Annotated in this window: 24 protein-coding genes; 17 read left to right on the forward strand and 7 right to left on the reverse strand. The window is 67.1% G+C overall.

Features of this window, described 5'->3' with window-relative positions:
* Positions 1-56: 56 nt before the first annotated feature.
* Together RSD66_RS05270 and folE are read right to left on the reverse strand one after the other, a co-directional pair.
* Positions 57-500, reverse strand: a complete 444-nt coding sequence (locus RSD66_RS05270; protein WP_119412958.1) for a biopolymer transporter ExbD — start codon at positions 498-500, stop codon at positions 57-59.
* 199 nt (positions 501-699) lie between these two features.
* The gene (gene folE, locus RSD66_RS05275; RefSeq protein WP_346508940.1) at positions 700-1,314 is read right to left on the reverse strand and encodes a GTP cyclohydrolase I FolE; all 615 of its coding nucleotides are present in this window, start codon (positions 1,312-1,314) and stop codon (positions 700-702) included.
* A gap of 140 nt (positions 1,315-1,454) precedes the next feature.
* Between folE and cysS the strand changes: the two genes are divergently transcribed.
* Entirely contained in the window at positions 1,455-2,861 is a 1,407-nt protein-coding gene (cysS, locus tag RSD66_RS05280; RefSeq protein WP_415289265.1) for a cysteine--tRNA ligase, read from the forward strand.
* 160 nt (positions 2,862-3,021) lie between these two features.
* Here the strand turns inward: cysS and RSD66_RS05285 are convergent, their stop codons facing one another.
* The gene (locus RSD66_RS05285; RefSeq protein WP_415289266.1) at positions 3,022-4,308 is read right to left on the reverse strand and encodes a lytic murein transglycosylase; all 1,287 of its coding nucleotides are present in this window, start codon (positions 4,306-4,308) and stop codon (positions 3,022-3,024) included.
* Positions 4,309-4,665: 357 nt separating this feature from the next.
* Between RSD66_RS05285 and ykgO the strand changes: the two genes are divergently transcribed.
* From ykgO to RSD66_RS05300, 3 genes are all read left to right on the forward strand, one after another.
* Positions 4,666-4,791 (forward strand): type B 50S ribosomal protein L36, encoded by a 126-nt coding sequence (gene ykgO, locus RSD66_RS05290; RefSeq protein WP_003165750.1) that lies wholly within the window; start codon positions 4,666-4,668, stop codon positions 4,789-4,791.
* A 301-nt stretch (positions 4,792-5,092) separates the two neighbouring features.
* Positions 5,093-5,365 carry a DUF2312 domain-containing protein gene (locus RSD66_RS05295; protein ID WP_024353345.1) on the forward strand — a complete coding sequence of 91 codons (273 nt, stop codon included), beginning with the start codon at positions 5,093-5,095 and terminating at the stop codon, positions 5,363-5,365.
* 269 nt (positions 5,366-5,634) lie between these two features.
* On the forward strand, positions 5,635-5,934 hold the full coding sequence (locus RSD66_RS05300) for a hypothetical protein (protein WP_306460728.1): 300 nt from the start codon (positions 5,635-5,637) through the stop codon (positions 5,932-5,934).
* A 119-nt stretch (positions 5,935-6,053) separates the two neighbouring features.
* Here RSD66_RS05300 and RSD66_RS05305 read toward each other — a convergent pair whose 3' ends face one another.
* The 3 genes from RSD66_RS05305 to RSD66_RS05315 all read right to left on the reverse strand — a co-directional run bounded on the left by RSD66_RS05305 (position 6,054) and on the right by RSD66_RS05315 (position 10,187).
* Positions 6,054-6,716 (reverse strand): hypothetical protein, encoded by a 663-nt coding sequence (locus RSD66_RS05305; RefSeq protein WP_415289267.1) that lies wholly within the window; start codon positions 6,714-6,716, stop codon positions 6,054-6,056.
* Positions 6,717-6,805: 89 nt separating this feature from the next.
* Positions 6,806-8,275: a sigma-54-dependent transcriptional regulator gene (locus tag RSD66_RS05310; protein WP_415289268.1), complete on the reverse strand. Its 1,470-nt coding sequence runs from the start codon at positions 8,273-8,275 to the stop codon at positions 6,806-6,808.
* Positions 8,276-8,390: 115 nt separating this feature from the next.
* Positions 8,391-10,187 carry a DUF4153 domain-containing protein gene (locus RSD66_RS05315; RefSeq protein WP_415289269.1) on the reverse strand — a complete coding sequence of 599 codons (1,797 nt, stop codon included), beginning with the start codon at positions 10,185-10,187 and terminating at the stop codon, positions 8,391-8,393.
* 123 nt (positions 10,188-10,310) lie between these two features.
* On the opposite strand from RSD66_RS05315, the gene RSD66_RS05320 reads away from it, so the two are divergent.
* From RSD66_RS05320 to RSD66_RS05380, 13 genes are all read left to right on the forward strand, one after another.
* Positions 10,311-12,101 carry a M3 family oligoendopeptidase gene (locus RSD66_RS05320; RefSeq protein WP_415289270.1) on the forward strand — a complete coding sequence of 597 codons (1,791 nt, stop codon included), beginning with the start codon at positions 10,311-10,313 and terminating at the stop codon, positions 12,099-12,101.
* 60 nt (positions 12,102-12,161) lie between these two features.
* Complete coding sequence (locus RSD66_RS05325) at positions 12,162-13,511, forward strand: serine hydrolase domain-containing protein (protein WP_415289271.1); 1,350 nt, start codon at positions 12,162-12,164, stop codon at positions 13,509-13,511.
* An 86-nt stretch (positions 13,512-13,597) separates the two neighbouring features.
* Entirely contained in the window at positions 13,598-13,843 is a 246-nt protein-coding gene (locus RSD66_RS05330; RefSeq protein WP_024353338.1) for an aa3-type cytochrome c oxidase subunit IV, read from the forward strand.
* A 220-nt stretch (positions 13,844-14,063) separates the two neighbouring features.
* Positions 14,064-15,197: a Re/Si-specific NAD(P)(+) transhydrogenase subunit alpha gene (locus RSD66_RS05335; protein WP_415289272.1), complete on the forward strand. Its 1,134-nt coding sequence runs from the start codon at positions 14,064-14,066 to the stop codon at positions 15,195-15,197.
* Complete coding sequence (locus tag RSD66_RS05340) at positions 15,197-15,517, forward strand: NAD(P) transhydrogenase subunit alpha (RefSeq protein ID WP_278070622.1); 321 nt, start codon at positions 15,197-15,199, stop codon at positions 15,515-15,517. Before RSD66_RS05335 ends, RSD66_RS05340 begins: the two co-directional genes overlap by 1 nt.
* Positions 15,518-15,534: 17 nt before the next feature.
* Positions 15,535-15,813 carry a hypothetical protein gene (locus RSD66_RS05345; RefSeq protein WP_415289273.1) on the forward strand — a complete coding sequence of 93 codons (279 nt, stop codon included), beginning with the start codon at positions 15,535-15,537 and terminating at the stop codon, positions 15,811-15,813.
* On the forward strand, positions 15,810-16,091 hold the full coding sequence (locus RSD66_RS05350) for a hypothetical protein (protein ID WP_024353335.1): 282 nt from the start codon (positions 15,810-15,812) through the stop codon (positions 16,089-16,091). The genes RSD66_RS05345 and RSD66_RS05350 overlap by 4 nt, the downstream gene beginning before the upstream one ends.
* An 18-nt stretch (positions 16,092-16,109) precedes the next feature.
* The gene (locus RSD66_RS05355; protein ID WP_024353334.1) at positions 16,110-16,484 is read left to right on the forward strand and encodes a hypothetical protein; all 375 of its coding nucleotides are present in this window, start codon (positions 16,110-16,112) and stop codon (positions 16,482-16,484) included.
* A gap of 26 nt (positions 16,485-16,510) precedes the next feature.
* Positions 16,511-17,929: an NAD(P)(+) transhydrogenase (Re/Si-specific) subunit beta gene (locus RSD66_RS05360; protein WP_415289274.1), complete on the forward strand. Its 1,419-nt coding sequence runs from the start codon at positions 16,511-16,513 to the stop codon at positions 17,927-17,929.
* Positions 17,930-17,996: 67 nt separating this feature from the next.
* Positions 17,997-18,716, forward strand: a complete 720-nt coding sequence (locus RSD66_RS05365) for a hypothetical protein (protein ID WP_415289275.1) — start codon at positions 17,997-17,999, stop codon at positions 18,714-18,716.
* A gap of 11 nt (positions 18,717-18,727) precedes the next feature.
* Positions 18,728-19,210: a hypothetical protein gene (locus tag RSD66_RS05370; protein ID WP_415289276.1), complete on the forward strand. Its 483-nt coding sequence runs from the start codon at positions 18,728-18,730 to the stop codon at positions 19,208-19,210.
* A gap of 7 nt (positions 19,211-19,217) precedes the next feature.
* Positions 19,218-19,598 (forward strand): cupin domain-containing protein, encoded by a 381-nt coding sequence (locus RSD66_RS05375; protein ID WP_415289277.1) that lies wholly within the window; start codon positions 19,218-19,220, stop codon positions 19,596-19,598.
* 80 nt (positions 19,599-19,678) lie between these two features.
* The gene (locus RSD66_RS05380) at positions 19,679-21,145 is read left to right on the forward strand and encodes an amidohydrolase family protein (protein ID WP_415289278.1); all 1,467 of its coding nucleotides are present in this window, start codon (positions 19,679-19,681) and stop codon (positions 21,143-21,145) included.
* Here RSD66_RS05380 and RSD66_RS05385 read toward each other — a convergent pair.
* Positions 21,123-21,698, reverse strand: coding sequence for an HdeD family acid-resistance protein (locus RSD66_RS05385; protein ID WP_415289279.1), 576 nt, complete (start codon positions 21,696-21,698; stop codon positions 21,123-21,125). The genes RSD66_RS05380 and RSD66_RS05385 overlap by 23 nt on opposite strands.
* Positions 21,699-21,755: the final 57 nt, after the last annotated feature.

Consider the following 21,755-nt stretch of genomic DNA (forward strand, 5'->3'; position numbering starts at 1 on the left):
CAAAAGAAAAAGGGCCGCCCGAAGGCGACCCTTTCAATATCCAACTGAAGACCGGATCAGGTGATGTCTTCGTTCAGCAGGCCGACCTTGAAGTAGCCGTTCTCCTGCAGGGTGTTCATGACTTCCATGAACTGGTTGTATTTCACTTCCGGCTCGGCGCGGACAAACACGCGCTCGTCACGGCAGTCGGCTACGGCGCCCTGCGCGGCGCAGACGTCGGCGGCCAGTTTGGAGATGGTCGTTTCCTGCTCGGCGATGAACAGCGAACCCGATTCCTGGATGGTGATGTACACCGGTTCCTTGGGCTCGGCGTCGTCTGCCGGCGGTGTCGCCGGCGGCAGGTCCAGACGGATCGACACGGTGGCCATCGGCGCCGCGACCATGAAGATGATCAGCAGAACCAGCATGATGTCCACGAACGGCGTGACGTTGATGTCCGCGTTCTGTGCCGCCAGCTTGCCGCTGCCGCCGCCGCCGCCCGAAGAAAGTCTCGCGCCCATTACGCCCTCGTCTCTATCAAGGCCCACACCCTCCGGCGGGCCAAACTGAAAGTCTCGCTCGTCTCTTGGCGTCCTGAAGCGAGCTTGTAAAGCCGTTGAATGCGAGGAAATGACGCCGCCGGGGGAATAAGATTGCGAATTCGGCGCAAGGCCGCCTTGGCCGCGATCAATTCAGCCCCGTATCACAGCCCTTTGAGGCTCAGCCCCGGGCCAGTTTGAGGAATCGCTCGGCCAGGGCCGGGTCGCTCTTGAAGGCGCCAGTGAAGCGCGTGGTGATGGTCGAGACGTGGCGGTGATGCACGCCGCGCGTCGTCATGCACTGGTGCGCCGCATCGACCAGCACGGCCACGCCCCTAGGCTGGAGGTGCGATTCGATAGCGTCGATGATGTCGTTGGTCAGGGTTTCCTGATTCTGGAGACGGCGGGCGAAGATCTCGACCACGCGGGCCAGCTTGGAGATGCCCACCACCTTCTCGCCCGGCAGGTAGGCGACGTAGGCCTTGCCCAGGAAAGGAGCCAGGTGGTGCTCGCAGTGGCTCTCGACCTCGATGTCGCGCAGGATGACCATGTCGTCATAGCCGGTCACGTCCTCGAAGGTGCGCGACAGTTCCTTGCCCGCATCGGCGTCATAGCCGTCGAACCATTCGCCATAGGCGTCGACCACCCGCTTGGGCGTGTCCAGCAGGCCGGGACGGTCGGGATTGTCGCCGGCCCAGGCGATCAGGGTGCGCACGGCCTCCAGAGCCTGTTCGCGGCTGGGACGCTGGGGCGCCTCATTGGCGACGAGGACGGGCTTGGCGGGGGTGCTGCTCATGAAACGATCCGGCGGCGGCGAGAGCGCCTGTTCAGAATACTATTATATATGGACTTGGGCGCGCGGCCCTGACTGTCTATCAGGCCGCTATATGGGACACCTCGTCCGTCCCGCAAGAAAACTCGCAAAAGACCTGACCCATGGCCCTGCACATCCACGACACCCTGCGCCGTGAAAAGCGCCTGTTCACGCCGCGTGATCCGAACCGGGTGAGCCTCTATGTCTGCGGCCCGACGGTCTATGACTACGCTCATATCGGCAACGCCCGCCCGCCGGTCGTGTTCGACGTGCTGGTGCGCCTGCTGCGTCGCACCTATGGCGCCGACAAGGTGGTCTACGCCCGCAACGTCACCGACGTGGACGACAAGATCAACGCCAAGGCGGCCAAGGAAGGCGTCGCCATCGGCGAGATCACGGCGCGGTATGAGGCCGCCTATCTGGCCGACATGGGTCTGTTGAACGTCAGCCCTCCCGACATCGCCCCGCACGTCACGAATTACATCGAAGCGATCGCCAAACAGATCCAGGCGATCATCGACGCCGGCTGCGCCTATGCGGCCGAGGGCCATGTGCTGTTCGACGTGTCTTCCTATCCATCCTACGGCGCGCTGTCGGGGCGCAATCTGGACGACATGATCGCCGGCGCCCGCGTCGAGGTGGCTCCCTACAAGAAGAACCCGCACGACTTCGTGCTGTGGAAGCCCTCCAAGGCGGACGAGCCCTCATGGCCGTCGCCGTGGGGAGAGGGGCGTCCCGGCTGGCACATCGAATGCTCGGCCATGATCGAGGAGACGCTGGGCCTGCCCATCGACATCCACGGCGGCGGCATCGACCTTGTCTTTCCTCACCATGAGAATGAGATCGCGCAGGGCGTCTGCGCCCACGGCCATGCCCACGGCGACGCGGCGCACGACGAATACGCCCGCTACTGGATGCACAACGGCTTCCTGACCGTGGACGCCGAGAAGATGTCCAAGTCCATCGGCAATGTCCTGCTGTTGCATGATCTGGTGCAGGCCATGCCGGGCGAGGTGGTGCGCTGGGCCCTGCTGAGCGCCCACTATCGTCAGCCGCTGGACTGGAACCAGACCCTGCTGGAGCAGAGCCGCAAGAACCTGGACCGCCTCTACGGCGCCCTGCACCGCGCGGCCGGGGTCGAGGCGGCGGACGTGGAGCCGCCGGTCGAGTTCCTGAAGTCGATCGAGGACGACCTGAACACGCCGGGCGCCATGGCGGCCCTGTTCGCCCTGTCCAGCGACATCGAGCGCGGCATGACGGCGGGCGACGAGGCGGCGGTGGCGACGGCCAAGGGGCAGTTGATCGCGGCGGCTTCGATCCTGGGCGTGCTTCAGGCCGATCCGGGCGAGTGGTTCTCGGGCGTCGACGAAGGGCTGAAGGCCGAGGTCGAGGGCTTGCTGGAGCAACGCGCGGCCGCCCGCACGGCCAAGAACTGGGCAGAGGCCGACCGCATCCGCGATCGGCTGAACGAGCTGAACGTCGTCGTCATGGACGGCCCGCAGGGCGCGACCTGGCGGATGAAGAGCTAGGGCGACGTCTCTCCCTCCCCTTCATGGGGAGGGTGGTCGCGCAGCGACCGGGTGGGGAGGGCCAGGTGATGCTAGGCTCGGCGCTGGAATAGTCTCGTCACCCCCACCCGACTTCGCCCGAAGGGCTCAGCCACCCTCCCCATGAAGGGGAGGGAGAGACTCAGCGCGCCCTTCTGATCAACTCTTCCGCCAGCACGTCGGTCAGGTATCCGTCCGCCGTCCGCCCGTTGGCCTGTTGCCAGCGGCGCAGGGCGTTGCGGGTGTTCGTGCCGATGACGCCGTCGACGCCCTGAGTGTCGAAGCCCATGCGGGTCAGGGCCTGTTGGGCGCCGATTCTCTGATCCCGCGTCAGGGGGCCGTCGTTGGGCCAGGAGGCCTTGAGCGCCGGCTTGCCCGCCACCCCGTCGGCGATCATGCCGATGGCCAGGGCGTAGCTGACCGAGTTGTTGTAGCGGCGAATCACATAGTGGTTCGGCAGGGCCAGGAAGGCGGGCCCCTTGGCACCCTGCGGCAGCAGGATAGCGGAACCCTCGGCCGCCTCGGCGCTGTTGGGGGAGGAACCGTCGGCCAGCCGCACGCCGCGCGCGACCCAATAGGACCAGGGGTGTTTCGGCCCTTCGGCCTGACTGTAATCGAAGTTGGAGGGCAGTGTGACCTCATAGGCCCAGCCCTGGCCGCGCTTCCAGCCCGCCTGAGCCAGCAGATTGGCCGCCGAAGCGAGGGCGTCCGCGTCCGAGCCCCAGATGTCGACCTTGCCGTCGCCGTTCTGATCGACGCCCAGCTTCAGATAGTTGTCGGGCATGAACTGGGTCTGGCCCATCGCCCCGGCCCAACTGCCTTTCAGGCCCGCGCGGTCGCGCTTGCCCGAGACGACGATGTCCAGGGCGTGCTTCAGTTGCTCTTCGGCCCAGGCGCGACGGCGGCCGTCATAGGCCAGGGTCGCCAGCGAGCGGATGACGTCGAAGTCGCCCTGAACCTGACCGAAGGCGCTTTCCTGGGCCCAGACGCCCAGCAGGATTTCGGTCGGTACGCCATATTTCTGGGTCACGTCCCACGGAACGCGGTCGACGCGCTGGCGGGCCATGGCGATTCGCGCCGGGGTGGTGGCGTTCTGGATGTAGACCCCGGCGGGGCGGGAGAACTCGGGCTGGTTACGGTCCAGACGCACGACGCTGGGGTTGGGCGTCACGCCCTCCAGTTCTCGGGCGTATTCCCATTTATGCGCGCCGCCGTGGCGTTCCAGGAAGCTCTGTTTCCAGGCGTCGAAGCTGGCGTGGTCATAGGCCTCGCTCAGATCAGTCTGGGCGGGGGGAGGCGTGGGGGCAGGCGTCGCGGGCGCAGGCTCGACCACGGGCGGCGGCGCAGGCTGGGGCTGCGGCGGCGTGGGAACCATGGGGGTGCAGGCGGCGACCGACCCAAGCAAAAGCAGACGATAAGCGATACGCATGAGCACAGGCTAACGCCCCCGAATTCCACGACCAATCACAAGCGCGCGAAGGCGGGATCAGTTTCCGTGATAAGGGTGAATGCGCCGTTAACCCTTTTTGGCAGTAGGCGGTTAAGGGAGTGGAATTTACATTGCGTCGTTCCCTGAGCACGGCCTGGTGGCGGAGGGGCGACGCGTCGGACGTGCATGTCCGAAGACCCTCCGTTCGACTTGGAGGCCAGGCCTCCAGCGGATTTCCCGCGCGGAATGTTGACGAAAGGCCAAGGCCTCTCTATACGACCGCCTCCGCCGCAGGTTCGCCCGCGGCTCTTTTGTTTTACCCGCCCTCACGGGCCTCCAAATCCGGGACGTCCGACCATGAAGGTCCGTAGCTCGCTGAAATCGCTGAAGGGTCGCCACCGCGACTGCAAGATCGTTCGTCGCAAGGGCGTTCTGTACGTCATCAACAAGACCGACCCGCGCTTCAAAGCCAAGCAAGGCTGATCAGGCGCGATCCGGCGCGCCCTGCCTGCTGAAGGCGAGGCGCGCGCCGATCGTCGGTGGATGGGATGACTATCCACAGGGCCGCGGGCGTTGTCCGCGGCTTTTTCGCGTCCGGCGTTGAGCCCCGCGCCTGCGCGTGATTAGTGATTCTTTCTCAAACGGCCCTAACGGCCCTTGGCCTGCTTGAGGGCGTGCTTAGTCGCCCTAACGGCCTTCGGCCTGTTTGAGAGCTTTATTTCTTGCCCTAACGGCCTTCGGCCTGTTTGAGGGCGCAGCCTGTTATGAGTTCTGGAGTTCAGTCATGGACGACGCTTCCTTCGACGCCAGCCCCGACGTCCTGACCGCCACGGCCCAGGGCCGTCTGCGCTCCATCATCGAACGCCTGGAGCGCCTCGAAGAGGACAAGCAGGCCGTCATGGGCGACATGAAGGAGGTCTTCGCCGAGGCCAAGGGCGAAGGCTATGACGTCAAGGTGCTGCGCAAGGTTCTGCGCCTGCGCAAGCAGGACAAGGCCAAGCGTCAGGAAGAAGAAGCGATTCTCGACCTCTACCTCTCGGCCCTCGGCGAGATCTGAGGGAGGCGGGCCTGAAGCGCACGCCCTTCAAGCCCTCCAACGGCCCTTCACGCTCCAGCCGCCTGAAGGGCGGCGACTCGAGCAAGCTGCGCTCCAGCGGCTTCTCGCGCTCAAGTAGCCCGAAGGGCGATAGCGCTTCTAAACTGCGCTCAAGCAGCCCGAAGGGCGATAGCGCCACTAAAACCCGCTCAAGTAGTCCGAAGGGCGATAGCGCCACTAAAACCCGCTCAAGTAGTCCGAAGGACGGCAGCGCCCTTAAAACCAAGCTGTTGAGCCCTTGGGATCAACAGCGCGAGGCGGCCAAGCGCTCGGCGCTCAACGCCCTGAAACGCGCCCGCCGCTCGGCTGAGAAGGCGGGCGTTTCCCTGTCCGACTGGGAGGGCGAGTTTCTCGATTCGGTCGGGGAGCGGATTCGCGAACACGGCCGCGCCTTCGCCGATCCGGAAAAGGGCGCGCCGGGTCAGCCGCTGTCGGCCATGCAGGGGCGCAAATTGAAAGAGATCACCGCCAAGGCCAAAGGCGAGAAACCCGCGAGGCGGAAGCGGCCTCCAGCGTCCTCCCGGTCTTGAGCCGGAACCGCCGCAGGCGCAGGCGTTTGATGCGGCGCCGGATAGGGGCTGGGTTCCTTCCGGGAGGACGGCGAGGGGCGTCGTCACCCTCAGGCCAGGCCCGAGGGTGACGGCAGGATTTACGGCAGGGCGCTCAGGCGCATGGCGTTGAAATAGGGCTGATAGGCCGCGCGCGCTGAGTCTGCGCCGGACAGATCGTCCTGTTCGATGCCGATGCTCAGGGCGTAGCGGCCCTTGAGCACGCTCATCAGGGCGCCGACGCGGCCGTCGGCGTCCTTGGGCTCGACGCTGATGACGGCAGGTTCGCCCGTCGGGCCGTCCATCACGACAGAAAGGTAGTTTTCGCCGCCGACGGAGGCGACGGCGGTCGGGGAGGTGAGGGCGGCTTCGCGTACGCCTTTGGTCATGATGACGCCGCGAGAGACGCTCTCATAGGCCGTCTTCTGGGCGGTAGCGAGCAGACCTCCCAGCGCGCCGGCGTCCTCGGGAATCGGCGCCTTGGCGTCGATCAGAACAATCTTGGCGCTGGTTCCCGGTTCGCCATAGGTCATCGCGACGGAGAAGGCCTGGCACTCCACCTCGGTCAGCGGCTTGCCGGCGATGGTCTGGGCCGTCGGCATGGCGGCCAGCAGGGGGTGGTTCTCGCACTCGGGCGGCAGGGCGATCTTGGTCGTGGCGGAAGCGGCGGCTTCAGCTTTGGCCGGCGCCTCGCCGTTGGAGCAGGCGGCGGTCAAGGCGGCGACGGACGCCAGGCTCAGGGCGATAACAACAGGACGTAACAAGATGGAAGGCTCCCCTCCGTAAACAGGAAGGGGTGGTGTGGCGTGAAAAATGCCCTGTTGAAACCCTGAAACAGAAAAGACGGGCTTGGTCAGCCCGCTTCTCTGACCTGCTCCTCAAGCCCCTGTTCGCGGACCTTGCGGTAGAGGGTGGAGCGGCCGATGCCCAGGCGACGGGCGATCTCGGACATGTGGCCGGAATAGACCTCGATGGCGTGCTGGATCAGGTCGCGCTCGATCTCTTCCAGAGTGCGGACATGCCCGCGTTCATCGGTGATGCGGACCGGGCTGTCGTGCTGGCCGTCGTCGTCGGTCGACGGCGCCGCTGTCGTCGGCTCGGACGTCGTCTCTCCGACAGCGGCGGCTGTCATCGAGTCCAGCGGCACGGCGACGCCGGAAATGGCCGGGAAGTCGTGGGGCTGAAGCAGAGGCGAATCGGCCAGCACCAGGGCGCGATAGACGGCGTTCTCCAACTGGCGGACATTGCCGGGCCAGTCATGACCTTGAAGCAGGGCCAGGGTCTCGACCGAGCAGCCGGTGACGCGCTTGCCTTCCTCGACGTTGAAGCGGGCGATGAAATGGTCGACCAGGGCGGGGATGTCCTCGCGCCGTTCGCGCAGGGCCGGGGCCTCGATCGGGAAGACGTTCAGGCGATAGAAGAGGTCTTCGCGGAAGGCGCCTTCCTTCACCTGCTGGGCCGGGTCCCGGTTGGTGGCCGAGACGATGCGGACGTCGACCTTGACCGGACGCTTGCCGCCGACGGGATCGACTTCGCCTTCCTGAAGGGCGCGCAGCAGCTTGACCTGCATGTCCAGCGGCAGTTCCCCGATCTCGTCCAGGAACAGGGTGCCGCCGTTGGCCTCGACGAATTTGCCGGCGTGCTTTTCATGCGCGCCGGTGAAGGCGCCCTTCTCGTGGCCGAACAGGATGGACTCGACCAGATTGGCGGGTAGGGCGCCGCAGTTGACGGCGATGAAGGGCTTGCCCGCCCGGTCCGAAGCGCCGTGCAGGGCGCGGGCGATGACCTCTTTACCCACGCCGCTCTCGCCGGTGATCAGCACGGGGATGGAGGATTTGGCCGCGCGCTGACCCAGGGCCTTGACCATACGCATGGGCTCGCTGTCGCCGACCATGTCGTCAAACGAAGAGCGGCCTGTGGCCCGCTTCTTCAGGCGGCCGATCTCGGCGGTCAACTGGGTCATCTGCAGGGCGTTGCGAACGCCCACCAGCAGGCGCTCGGGCCCGACCGGCTTGACGAAGAAGTCCTGAGCGCCGGCCTGCATGGCCCGGACCACCGTCTCGATGCCGCCGTTGGCCGTCAGCACGATGACCGGCGTGGTCACGCCCGCCGTGCGCAGTTCGGCCAGAGCTTCCAGACCCGACAGGCCCGGCATCACCAGATCCAGCAGCACGACATCAGCGCCGCCGCCCTTGGTCAGCCGATCAATGGCCTCGCCGCCGGATTCGGCATGGACGACTGCATAGGATTCACGCTCCAGCACCGCCTGCAGCAGGCGGCGCTGGGTAGGATCATCGTCGACGACCAGAATGGTCTTGGCCATTTGAGCACACCCTTCAACATCACCATCGAACGGCCGTCCTCATTGGCTCGGGACTGGCTCGTTTCGACACAATCCTAGAACGGAGGGAATGAAGATCGGGTTTCGGAGACCTGAGTCAGGGGTTAACGACGGCGGATTTTGGGCAGACGGTTTCCGGCTGTAGTCGACCGGTCAAGTCGCCCATGTTCAGATCGGGCCAGGGTGAGGCGGCGGTCTTCAGATCGGGATGTTTGAGCGCCTCGCGCAGGTCGCGCCCGCCGGGGCCGGGGCAATGCGGAACCTGATAGTCGCCCTGATGGACCCAGCGGCCGTCGGCGCCCTGAGCGAACAGGGCGATCCTGTAGGCGGTCGCCAGCAGGATTTCATCGCGGCCGTCGCCGTTCAGGTCGCGCAGTGCAGCCAGGCAGTTGTCGTCGCTGTTGCAGGCATAGCGCGGATCGGGCGGCGCCGTCGGCGCCAGGAAGGCGGCGGGCAAAGGCCTGTCCGCGGGCCAGGGGGCGATCTTCGGCGTGCGCGGGGGCGTGGTCGCGTCCGGCAGGTCATAGCGCGAGGTCGAGGCCTGCGCGGCCTTGGCGTGACGGGCGACTTCCGCGTCGGACGATTTGGCCAGCTCGGCCAGGGCGGCGCGCCCGGCCTTGCCGGCGTCATAACGCAGGAAGGCGTAGTCGAACCGGGCCGCGCTGACGCCGCCCCGCTTAAGCCGCGCCATCTGATCATTGACCGACAGGCGCGCCGGGTCGGCCAGGGGGCTGAACAGGGCCAGGATGACCAGCACCGTCAGGACGGCGGCCAGAACATTGGTCCGCTCCAGCGGCTTCATCCACGCGGTCCTGCGCCACAGCGGCGACAGCGCCGCCCAGCCGTATCCGGCGGCATAGATGACGCCCACGAGGGCGCAGGCCGAGGCGATGATGCGGTCGGGCGTCAGGCCATGCTGACCGATGCGAAGGCTCAGGCCCCAGATGGCGATCAGGATCAGCGGCGTCAGCAGCACCGAGGCGACCCGCGCGCCAAGGCGCAAGGCGACCGGCGGCAGATTGTCCTCGCGTCCGTCCTGATAGGCGGTGTTGATCAGCACGATCAGAGCGGCGGCCGCCGACAGCACCAGGGCCGTAGCGCTGCCCGTCTTCCACAGTCCATCAAGCCCGGTGAACGGCAGGGCGGCCAGAAAGCCCGCCACCAGGACGGTGATGACGAGCAGCAGCCACGACAACAGCATCAACGCCACCGTCCGCACGCCCCGGATCAGCCCGCCGCGCACATCGGTCAGTTGCACCGCCACGGCGAAGACCAGGCAGGTGACGGGGATGGAGAACCACTTCTCGTCGATCAGGTCGGCCAGGAACCTGAGTCCGATGACGCGAAACAGGGCCGCGCCCAGGAACAGCAGCAGCCAGAAGGCGCCGGTGAAGCCCAGCGATAGCACCAGTTGCACCCCGGCCTTCCAAGCTGTGTCGAAATAGTCGTCGAAATCGGCGATCCAGCGTCTCGCGGCGACGGCGGGCACGATCAGGTGGTGGGCGATGAACAGGCCCGCCGCCGAGAAGGCCAGGACCGGGAAGTTCAGATAAGGCGGGTGGAAATAGTCCCTGGTTTGCTGGGCCGCGTCATGCCAGCCCATCAGCGCCAGCACCGCCGCCGCCACGGCGCCCCACAGCGCCAGCGCCTTCCACCCCATCCGCCCGACGCCGGCCAGCAGCATCACGGGCGCGAACAGGGCCGCCAGCACCAGGGCGGCGAACAGCGGCGGTTGGGTCGCGGGCCAGGCCAGAGCCTCACTGTCCGCTGCCGAGCGATAGAGCAGATAGAGGATCAGGCCCTGCGCCAGACCGATGCCGATACGCATGGCGGCAAGCCCACGCGCACCGTCCAGCGAGGCGCGGCCGGTGGGGTCGGTGACGGGGTGGGTCATGGCGGGCTTTGTCCTGAACTTTGCAGGCAGGGTGAACCGACAGACGGCGCTGCGTCCACCCTCTCCCTCAAGCGAGGGGGAAGCGGCTTGCATCACGGCGGCTGCCTCCCCACAACCAAGGGCATGAACGCGCCCGCCAAACCGACCGAATTCGCCGACGCTCCCGTGTGGGACCTGTCCGACCTCTACGCCTCGCGCGAAGACCCGCGCATCGCCGTCGATCTGGAGCGCGCAAGGGCGCTGGTGGAGCGGATGAACGGCTGGCAGGGGCGGCTGGCCGTGCTGTCGGGCGCCGAGCTGGGCCGGGCGCTGGACGAGACGATCGGGCTTTACGAACAGGCGGCGGACGTGATGGGAGGCTTGGGCGCCTACGCCTTCCTGGCCGCCTCCACCAACCGCGAGGATGCAGCAGCGCAAGCGTTCGAGGCCGATGTCCGCGAGAAGCTGACGGTCATCGCCACCCCGACCGTCTGGCTGACGCTGGAGATCAATGCGCTCGATGAAGCGGCGGTGGAGGCGGCGCTGACCGCCCATGCTCCGGCCGCGCGCTGGGCGCCGTGGCTGCGCCGGGTGCGAGCGATGAAGCCGCATGAACTGTCGGCCGAACTTGAGACCTTCATCGCCGAGCGGGGAGCGATTCAGGCCCAGTGGCCGCGCCTGTTCGACGAGACTCTGGCGGTGCTGCGCGCATCGGTCGGGGATGAGGAACTGACTCTGGCCGAGGGGCTGAACCGTCTCAGCGACGTGGATGGCGCCAAGCGTCAGGCGGCGGGCGAGGGCCTGTCGAAGGCTTTTTCCGGCATCGCCCGGACCATGGCCATGGTGCTGAACACCGTCGCCGCCGAGAAGGCGCTGGAAGACCGCAAGCGCGGCTTCAAACGCCCCGCCGACAGCCGCCATCTGGGCAATGAGGTCGACGGCGAGAGCGTGGACGCGATGGCCGAGGCGGTGGCCGAAGCCTATCCGCGTCTGGCGCATCGCTATTACGCGCTGAAGGCGAAGGCGATGGGCAAGGAGCGGCTGGCCCACTGGGACCGTAACGCCCCGATCGAGGCGGCGGCGTCGCGCGCCTATGACTGGGCGGGCGGACGCGAGGTGGTGCTGTCCAGCTTCGCCGATCTGGGCGGCGACTTCGCCGAGCGGGCGGGCTGGTTCTTCGACCGGCCGTGGATCGATGCACGGGCGCGGGCGGGCAAGCAGTCCGGCGCCTACGCCCACCCGGTAACGGCGGATCGGCACCCCTATGTCTTCCTGAACTGGATGGGCGAGCGGCGCGACGTGCTGACGCTGGCGCACGAACTGGGGCATGGCGTGCATCAGACGCTGGCGGCGGGGCAGGGGTCGCTGTTGGCCGACACGCCGCTGACGTTGGCCGAGACGGCGTCGATCTTCGCCGAGGGGCTGACCTTCGACCGCCTGCTGGCCGAGGCGACGCCGGATGAACAGCGCGCCCTGCTGGCGGGCCGGATCGAGGACGGGTTGAACACGGTGGTGCGCCAGATCGCCTTCCACCGCTTCGAGACGCGCTTCCACGACGAGCGGACGGCGGGCGAGGTGCCGGTCGAGCGCATCCGTGAAATCTGGATGGAGGAACTGGGCGCCAGCCTCGGCCCGCCCGTCGACCTGACCGGCTACGAAGACTGGTGGGCCTATGTCAGCCACTTCGTCCACGCGCCCTTCTATGTCTACGCCTATGCGTTCGGCGACCTGCTGGTCGCGGCGCTGATGGAGACGCGGGCCAAGGATCCGGCGGGCTTCACGCCGCTGTATCGCGAGCTGCTGTCCAGCGGCGGGGCGCGGACCTATGTCGAGGCGCTGAAGCCGTTCGGCCTGAACCCGCGCGACCCGGCCTTCTGGACCATCGGGACCAAGCGGCTGGAAGGTCTGATCGACCGGTTCGAGGCGCTGGCCTGACGACTATGCGTTGACAGGTATGCGTTGACAGGGACGCGTGCGACGTTGAAGCGTGGCTGCATGAAAATCGCGTCACGTGTTCTTGTTCTCGCCGCCGTTCTCGCCCTGCCGACGACGGTTTCCGCCCAGACTGAGGCTTCGGCCAATCACCGCGCTCTGGCGGCGGGATACAAGGCGCTGACGGTGTGCAGCGCCGTGCATTCGGCGCGCGCGGCGGGCGCCGAACGGACGGTCGCCAGCGTCGAGGCGAACGAACTGGTCGGCATCTATTCTGAGCTTCAGTCTCTGGTGGGCGCCATGAAGGTCGAGATGGCCGGGAACGCCGTCTCGGTCGCATGGGATCAGGCCGCCCCGGCTCGCGTCGCGACCTGGACCGAGGGGCGCGGCTGCGTCATCGAGCCGATGGGTTATGTGCAGGGCGGCGCGCCTGAACGGGCGCCGCTGGCGCGCCGGGCCTCGGCGCCCGACCTGCCGACCGCGCGGCCCAAGGGGAACGCCCGCGCGCTGGAAGCCGCCGTCGGCCGCGCCTTCGATCGGGGCTTCGGCGAGGGGACCAACACGACCGGCGTGATGGTGATGCAGGGCGGCAAGCGGGTGGCGGAACGCTATGCCGCCGACTTCGGCCCGAACACGCCCCAGCGCACCTGGTCGGTGGCCAAGAGCCTGGCCGGAACCGTCATCGGCGCTGCGGTCCAGCGCGGCGAACTGGACGTGAAGGCGCCCGCCGCCATCGCCAACTGGCAGGCGCCCGGCGATCCGCGCGCGGCCATCACGCTCGACGCCCTGATGCGGATGTCTTCGGGCCTGACCAGCGACACGGCGGGCAACCGCACTGACGGCCTCTATTTCGGCGGGGTGGCGGTCGATGAGCAGGCGCCGGGCTGGCCGCTGCTGGCGCCGGTGGGGACGGTTTATCGCTACGCCAACAACGACACCCTGTTGGCGACCCTGGCGGCGGCCCCGGGCTTCGCCGCCCATCCGCCCGCCGAACTGTTTGATGCGCTGGGCATGACCCACACCTGGGCTGAGACGGACTGGCGCGGGAACTACATCCTGTCGAGCCAGGTCTGGACCACGGCGCGCGATCTGGCCCGCTTCGGTCAGCTGTATCTGCAGGACGGAGTGTGGGAGGGGCGTCGTCTCCTGCCTGAAGGCTGGCGCGATTACGTCACGGCGCCGACCGGCCCGCAGCCGCCGACGGGCGACTTCGGCTATGGCGCGACCTTCTGGCTGATGAACCGCTCCGAAGGCGTGCCGTCTGATACCTTCGCCGCCTTCGGCAATCGGGGGCAGTATGTGGTGATCGCGCCCAGCCGCGACATCGTCATCGTGCGGCGCGGCGAAGACCCGGCGGGCAAGCCGTTCGACGTCGCCGCCTTCGCCCGAGCGGTGCTGGAAAGCCTCGACTAAAGCCGGTTGGGGCCCACGGACTTGAGCCGCGCGCAGGCCTCGCTATAAGAGCCGTCGAAATCTCGACTCTTTTTTTGGAAGACCCCATGGCCGACCAGCACGCTGAAGCGACCGCCCCCCACGTCCACGGGGAAATGAACATCTCGGAACAGGCCTGGACCTGGGCTCTGTTCCTGGGGCTGACCAAGTGGGTCTCGCTGGCCACGGCGGTGGTGATCCTGTTCCTGACGGTGTGGTTCGGCGTGGGCGCCGGCTTCGTGCCAGCCTTCATCGCCTCGGTGGTGGTGTCGGTCATCGGCTTCTTCATGCTGAAGACCAAAAAGGCCCATTAAGCCCGGTCTTCCGGACTGACGTGATTGAAAGGCCCGTCGGCGCGTCCGGCGGGCCTTTTGTTTGCGCGTCAGGGTTGGGTCTTTGGTTGAAATTTGCGCCGTGGGGCAGGCGACTGGTCAAGTCGGCAAGAAAATCGCCCGTTGACGCAGGTGCGCCTTTGACGCCCGCTTCGGCTTCGGCCTAACGTCGGTTCGACCCTGGGGAGTGGGAGGGATTCGCTTGGCTGTCGCCATCGCCGTGACCCGCGAACGCCGTGAAGGCGAAACGCGCTGCGCCGTAACGCCGGAGACGGTGAAGAAGCTGATTGCGCTTGGCGCGACGGTCAGCGTCGAGGCCGGGACGGGCCTTGGCTCTTCCCTGACCGATACCGACTACGCCGAAGCGGGCGCCAGCGTGAAGCCGGATTTGTCGGCGGCTCTGGCCGGGGCGGACGTTCTGCTGAAGGTGCGCGGACCCACGGCGTCGGAGATCAGCGCCCTGAAGCCCGGCGCGGTGGTCGTCAGCCTGCTGGACGCCTGGCGCGACAAGGCGACGGTCGAGGCGTTGAGGGGCGCCAACGCCACCGCCTTCGCCATGGAGTTCGTGCCGCGCATCACGCGGGCCCAGGTCATGGACGTGCTGTCGTCCCAGGCCAATCTGGCCGGATACCGGGCGGTGATCGAGGCGGCCTACGCCTATGGCAAGGGCTTTCCCATGATGATGACGGCCGCCGGGACGGTGGCCGCCGCCAAGACCTTCGTCATGGGGGCGGGGGTCGCGGGACTTCAGGCCATCGCCACCGCGCGGCGTCTGGGCGCGGTCGTCACGGCCACTGACGTGCGCCCCGCCGCCAAGGAACAGGTCGAGAGCCTGGGCGCCAAATTCGTCGCCGTCGAGGATGAAGAGTTCAAGGCGGCCGAGACGGCGGGCGGCTACGCCAAGGCCATGTCGGCCGAATATCAGGCCAAGCAGGCCGATCTGACCGCCGCCCATATCGTCAAGCAGGACGTGGTCATCACCACGGCCCTGATCCCCGGCCGCCCGGCGCCGAAGCTGGTGACGGCGGCGCACGTCGCCTCGATGAAGCCGGGCTCGGTCATCGTCGATCTGGCGGTCGAGGCGGGCGGCAATGTCGAAGGCTCGAAACCGAACGAGGTGGTGACCACGGCCAACGGCGTGAAAATCGTCGGCTGGAGCAACATGCCCGGCCGCATCGCGGCGGACGCCAGCGCCCTTTACGCCCGCAATCTGGTCGCCTTTCTGGGGTTGATGATCAAGGACGGCGTCCTGTCGGTCGATCTGGAGGAGGAAATCCTCAAGGCCGCCGTCGTCACCCACGGCGGCGCCGTGGTGCATGAGGGAGTGATAGGCTGATGGAACACGTCGATCCCACCGTCTTTCGTCTGGCGATCTTCGTCCTGTCGATCTTCGTCGGCTACTATGTCGTCTGGAGCGTGACGCCGGCGCTGCACACGCCGCTGATGGCCGTGACCAACGCCATTTCCAGCGTCATCATCGTCGGCGGCCTGATCGCGGCGGCGGCGATGAGCGCGCAGGCCGGCGGGCCGAACGCCTGGATCGCCAAGGGCGCGGGCGTGGCCGCCGTGACGTTGGCCAGCGTCAACATCTTCGGCGGCTTCATGGTCACGCGCCGGATGCTGGCCATGTACAAGAAGAAGGAACGACGCGGGTGACGAGTCTGAGCGCCGGCATGCTGACTCTGCTCCTCGCCGGGGGCGTGCTGCTCATTCTGGGCGCAGCCATGCTTGGGGGCAGGCTGTCGGTTGATGCGCGTCGACGTGTTGAACTGGCGTTGGCGCTGGTCTTCTATCCCGGCGCCGCCAGCCTGTTTCTGTGGCGGGCCGCCACGCAGGATGACAGGGCGGTGATGGTCGGCTCGCTCATTTTTGCGGGGCTGGTCGTCTGGAACGGCGTGCGCATTGTCCGCGCACGACTGAGGCGGCGGGATAATACTGAGGCCGCTTCGTGAGCTTATCCCCCTATCTGTTGGCGTTTTACGCTTCCTGGGCCGTCACCGGTCTGGGCGTGGCGCTGTGGATCGTCAGCTGGGTGCGGATCAAGGATCCCATCGGGCGGCTGCGGTTCCAGGACTGCGGCGTGGTCATGGTGTTCGCCGCCGTGCTGACGCGCATCATAATTCAGGATCGGGAGATGACGGTCTTCGACTGGGCGATGATGCTGCTGGGCCCACTTTTCATTGCGGCGGCGCTGTGGCGTCTGTCGCGCACTCAATCCGTCAAACGCTAATCCAACGAGTATCGCGTGATGAAAGCTTCCCTGATTTCCGCCCTGGCCGTGTCGGCCGTCGTCGCCGTCGCGGGCGCCGCCTCGGCCCAGTCGGACCGCGAGGTGGGCAAGAACCCTTATAACGGCCTGCACTGGTCGGTGGTCGCGCCTCAGGGCGCCAGCTGGGCGCTGGAGTGCGGCTTCACCCCGGTGACGATCCGGGGGATTCACATGAACCGCATCAACCACACCGGCTCGGGCCGGATGGCCGGTCGCCTGCCGGGCGACAACGGCCGCTGCAAGGTCACCAAGACCGGCGGCGAAGGCCCCGTCGGCCTGGCGGTGGTCAAGGACGGCGAGGCCAAGGCCGCGGGCACCAACGGCGGCGCGCCCGCCATCGTCAACGTTTTCTGATTCAAGACTGAAGAGGGGGGAGGGGGATGAACGCATCCATCGCGGCGCTGGCCTATCTGGCGGCGGGGGTTCTGTTCATCCTGTCTCTTCGGGGGCTGTCCAGTCCCGAGACCAGCCGACGGGGCAATACGCTGGGCATGGTCGGCATGGCCCTGGCTGTCGGCGTCACCCTGTTGACGCTGGGCGCCTCGGGGGCGTTGGACCCCCTGACACTGGCTCTGATCGCGGGCGGGGTCGTGGTCGGCGGCGGCGCGGGCGCGGTGATCGCCAACCGCGTGCCGATGACAGCCATGCCGCAGCTGGTGGCGGCCTTTCACTCCCTCGTCGGCCTGGCGGCCTGTCTGGTGGCGGTGGGGGCGGTCTATGCGCCCGACGCCTTCGGCATCGTCACCGCGAGCGGCGGGATTAAGACTCTGTCCATCGTCGAACTGAGCCTGGGCGTGGCCATCGGGGCCATCACCTTCACCGGCTCGGTCATCGCCTTCGCCAAGCTGGATGGGCGGATGAGCGGGGCGCCTATCCTGCTGCCCGCGCGGCACCTGATCAACATTGCGCTGGCTCTGGCCCTGGTCTTCCTGATCGGCATCCTGATCGGGACGGGCGGCACGGCGGTCTGGGCCTTCTGGGGCGTGTTCGCCATCGCCCTGATCCTGGGCGCGACGCTGATCATCCCCATCGGCGGGGCGGACATGCCGGTGGTGGTGTCCATGCTGAATTCCTATTCCGGCTGGGCGGCGGCGGCCCTGGGCTTCACGCTGGAGAACATCGCCCTGATCATCACCGGCGCCCTGGTCGGGTCGTCGGGCGCGATCCTGAGCTACATCATGTGCAAGGGGATGAACCGCAGCTTCGTCAGCGTCATCCTGGGCGGCTTCGGCGCCGAGGCGGGCGCGGCGTCGGGCGGCGGGGCGGTCGAGACGCGACCGGTCAAGCAGGGCTCGGCCGAGGACGCCGCCTTCATCATGAAGAACGCCTCCAAGGTCATCATCGTGCCGGGCTACGGCATGGCGGTGGCCCAGGCGCAGCACGCCCTTCGCGAGATGGCCGACACGCTGAAAGAAGAAGGCGTCGAGGTGAAATACGCCATCCACCCCGTCGCGGGCCGAATGCCGGGCCACATGAACGTCCTGCTGGCCGAGGCGAACGTCCCCTATGATGAGGTGTTCGAGCTGGAGGACATCAACAGCGAATTCGCCTCGGCCGACGTCGCTTTCGTCATCGGCGCCAACGACGTGACCAATCCGGCGGCGAAGACCGACCCGCAGTCGCCCATCTACGGCATGCCGGTGCTGGACGTGGAGAAGGCGGGCACCGTCCTGTTCATCAAGCGGTCGATGGGCAGCGGCTATGCAGGCGTCGAGAACGAGCTCTTCTTCCGCGACAACACCATGATGCTGTTCGCCGACGCCAAGAAGATGGTCGAGGGGATCGTGAAGGCCCTTTGAGTTCGCGCATCAGAACCCTTCGCGCCGTGGTGCGTTGGTTGCGACGCTCAACCTGAGCCGTGGAGAGATGATGACCGTATTCCAGGGACTGAAGATCGTCGCCATGATCGGCGCACTGGCGGGGCTGGCCGCCTGCGGTCAGGCGGATAAGGCGCCTGCGAAAGCCGAAGGCCCGGCCGAGACGCCCGCCCCTGCAGCCGCGTCTGCTGCCAGCGGCGCGCCGACGATCGACCAGATGATGGGGGTGCAGGTCGCCTATCTGGAGTCCAAGCTCGGCCCGGCCCGCACGGTTCAGGACAAGCAACGCACCTATGAGATCGGCGACTGCACGGTCCGCGTCAGCGCTGATGGCGGCGAGGTCGTCGGCTACGCCGTGCCGATGACGCCGGTCTGTTCGACCCAGGCCCTGGCGGCGCTGAAGGATTATGACCTGCCGCAGAAGATCGACCTGACCATGGGCGAGTTCGCGGCGGCGCGCGGCAACGTCGACTTCAAGGCCGACTGCCTGACGCTGTGCGGCAATGCGGCCGATCCGTGGGTCCATCTGGAGAGCGCCGGGCCGCGCGCTACGCCGGGCATCCGCGCTTCGGCCGTTATGGTCAGCGACGCGACCATCGACGCCTCCTTCCGCATCCGCGACGCCATCAAGGCGGCCAAGGGCGAGGACTACGTCATCGACACGACCTTCAACTGTAGCGCCGACTTCGACCAGCTGGCGATCCGAGAACTGAAGACCGTCCGCATCGACGAGATCGAGGTCGGCTACGTCCCTTACGGCGGGTGCTGAGAGACAGGACGGTGAAGCAAGTCGCGGTTCTGCGCGCCGGGGCGGCGCTGGCTGCGGCGGCCGCCATGCTGGCCGCCTGTTCGGCGACGATCTCGGTGAATATCAGCGGCGACCTGGAGCAGCCGATCGCGACCTTCGGGCTTGACCCTGCAAAGCCTGAAAAGGCCTGTCTGGGCGGCATCGCCGTGCATGAACTGTCGAACTCCCTGATGCGCCCGATCTGGTCGATAGAGGCGCGCGGCCGCAACTGCCGGAGTCTGAGACAGGTCGTCTACGGCCAGGCGCCCGAGGGTTTCGAGACGACGATGGACCCGACCCCGCTCCAGCCTGGCGTGCGCTACGCCGTGGTCGGCTACGGCCTGACGGGCGGGCCGCTGAGCCGCGTGCCCTGGCGCGGCGGCGGCGAGGTGTTGTTTGAGCACGGCCGCTGGCGTCCCGTTACGGCGCAGGAGCGCAGCCCGCTCGTAGACGAAGTCGGCGAAGCGCGTCACTAGCAAATGGATGGAAGGCGAGGCTGATTTTACGCGCGATGAAGTCATTGACAGCCTGGGGCTGCGGCCTCTGGATGATGGCGGCTGGGGACGCGTAATGGCCGCAGGCGAAGGGACGGCGCCCAGCGGCGTGGTCAGCGCCTATCGCCTGCTGACGCCAGAGACTTTAGATGACTGGCGCGCGGTTGAGGCCGAGGAGCTTTGGACCGTCTACATGGGCGCGGCGCTAGAGGTCGAACTGGCGACCGAGGCAGGCGTACGGCGGGAAACCCTGACGGCTGGATCGGGTCGGTGGCTCACGGTTCCTGAGGGCGGTTGGGTTCGGACGAGAGTGGTCGGGGGATGGTGTCTCTCGGGTTGGATCGGGATGGGTCAGGTGCGCCCTGCCTGAGGCTTGTCCGGCGGCTGGCTAAGAAACGCCGCTATTCCTGATGGGCTTGCCCGAGCGAGCGAAGGGCCTATAGCGGATTCATGCGCACCTTTTTGATCGCCGCCTCCGCCCTCTTGTCCGCCTGCGCCCTGGCGCCTTTGGCCGCCGCCGAAACGCCGGTTCAGCCAGTCGATCTGCTGCTGACCTCGGCCACTGTGGTCGACGTCGAGAAGGGGACGACGACGCCGGATCAACTGGTGGCCGTGCGCGGCGGCGACATCGTGGCTGTGGGCCCCGAGGCCGAGGCGGGCCGCTATCAGGCCGCGCGGACACAGGATCTGGGCGATCGCTACGTCATGCCGGGCCTGTGGGACATGCATGTCCACTTTGGCGGCGGCGAGGCCCTGATCGAGGAGAATGCCGAGCTGATGCCGCTGTTCGTCATCAACGGCGTGGTGGCGGTGCGCGACGCGGCGGGCGATCTGGCGCAGCAGGTGCTGGACTGGCGTGACGCGCCGCCAAGCCCGGACAGCCCGCGAATCTTCACCTCCGGCCCCAAGATCGAGGGCATAGCCCCTGTCTGGAAGGGCGTGATCGAGACGGGCAGCGAGGCGGACGTGGACGCGGCTCTGGACCGGCTGCAGGCCCTGCGTGTCGACTTCGTCAAGATCACCGACAACACCCTGAAGCCCGAGCTTTTCCTCTACGCCGTGCGTGAGGCGAAGAAGCGGGGCATGAAGACTTCGGCCCACATTCCCGCCAGCATCACCGTGCTGGAGGCCGCCGAAGCGGGCCTGTCGTCGATCGAACACCTCGACTACGCCATGAAGGCGGGCTCGCGCGATGAGGCGGCTATCGCCGCCGATTATCTGGAGGGCAAATACACCTATGCCGAGACGATGCGGCGCTATGCCGACACGTTTGACGTGGAGACGGCGCGGCGGGTTTATGCGCGGCTGAGGGAGCTGGGCACGGCGGTGTCGCCGACCCTCTACGGCTCGACCACGCTGGCCAATCTGGACCTTGACGACCACTCGCATGACGAGGGTCTGGCCTATGTCGGGCCGGGCATCCGGGCGACCTATGACTGGCGCATCCAGCGCGCGGCGCAGGCCACGCCGCAGCAGGTCGAGGACCGTCATTTCGTCAAGGACGTCACCGCGCGAACCCTGCCCATGCTGCGCGATGCGGGCGTGACCATCCTGACCGGGACGGACGCGGGCTTCCTGAACTCGTTCAACTATCCGGGCTTCTCGCTGCACGATGAGCTGGAGCTCTATGTGGAGCTGGGCCTGACGCCGCGCGAAGCGCTGATGGGTTCGGTCGTGGACGGGCCGCGCTTCCTGAACCAGGGCGAACGCTACGGCGCCGTGGCGGCGGGCAAGTCTGCGGATCTGCTGATTCTGGAGGCTGACCCTCTGAAGGACGTCAGCGCCACCCGCGGCGCCGAGGCGGTGATGCTGCGCGGCCGCCTGATCGATGCGGCCGAACTGGAGCGGATGCGCGCCGAAATCCGCGCTCGGGTCGCGGCGCGCAATGCTGCGTTTACGCCTTCGCCAGCGTCCTGACCTTGAAGGCGACCCAGATCAGCAACAGGCCGAACAGCACGGCCCACGTCGCGATTAACCATAGCAGGCCCAGGGCGCCCGCCCCCGGCATGAAGACCAGGATCAGGCCGAAGATCACCGACAGGGCCCCGGCGGCGCCCAGGCTCCATTCATTGGCGATCTCGTTGCGCAGACGGATGGCGCCGACGATTTCGAGCACGCCGCGCAGGATCGACCAGAAGCCGATTAGATAGACCAGGACCAGAGCCGTCAGGCCCGGCCAGGCGAAGACGATGACGGCGGTCAGGACGCTGATCACCCCGGCCAACGCCAGCCACCAACGCGGGACCATGCCGCCGCCGCGGATCGCTGCGATCAGGGCCAGAACTCCATCGGCCAGGGCGTAGATCCCATAGACCATGATGAGCGTCAGCAGGCTGATCTGCGGCCACACAAAGGTCAGGACGCCGAAGGCCACAGCGGCGATTCCGCGCAACAGCAGCAGCCACCACGACCGATGCAGGGCGGATTTGACAAAGCCTTCCAGCGAAGGCGCGGCGTTGGACGAAGTCATGAGTTCGGCTCCCAGCCCGTGGCCTTCAAACTGCCACGCTGGCGCAACGTTGGGCCG

Origin of the sequence: Brevundimonas sp. S1H14, from assembly GCF_047716865.1 — a bacterium.
GTDB classification, from domain to species: domain Bacteria; phylum Pseudomonadota; class Alphaproteobacteria; order Caulobacterales; family Caulobacteraceae; genus Brevundimonas; species Brevundimonas naejangsanensis.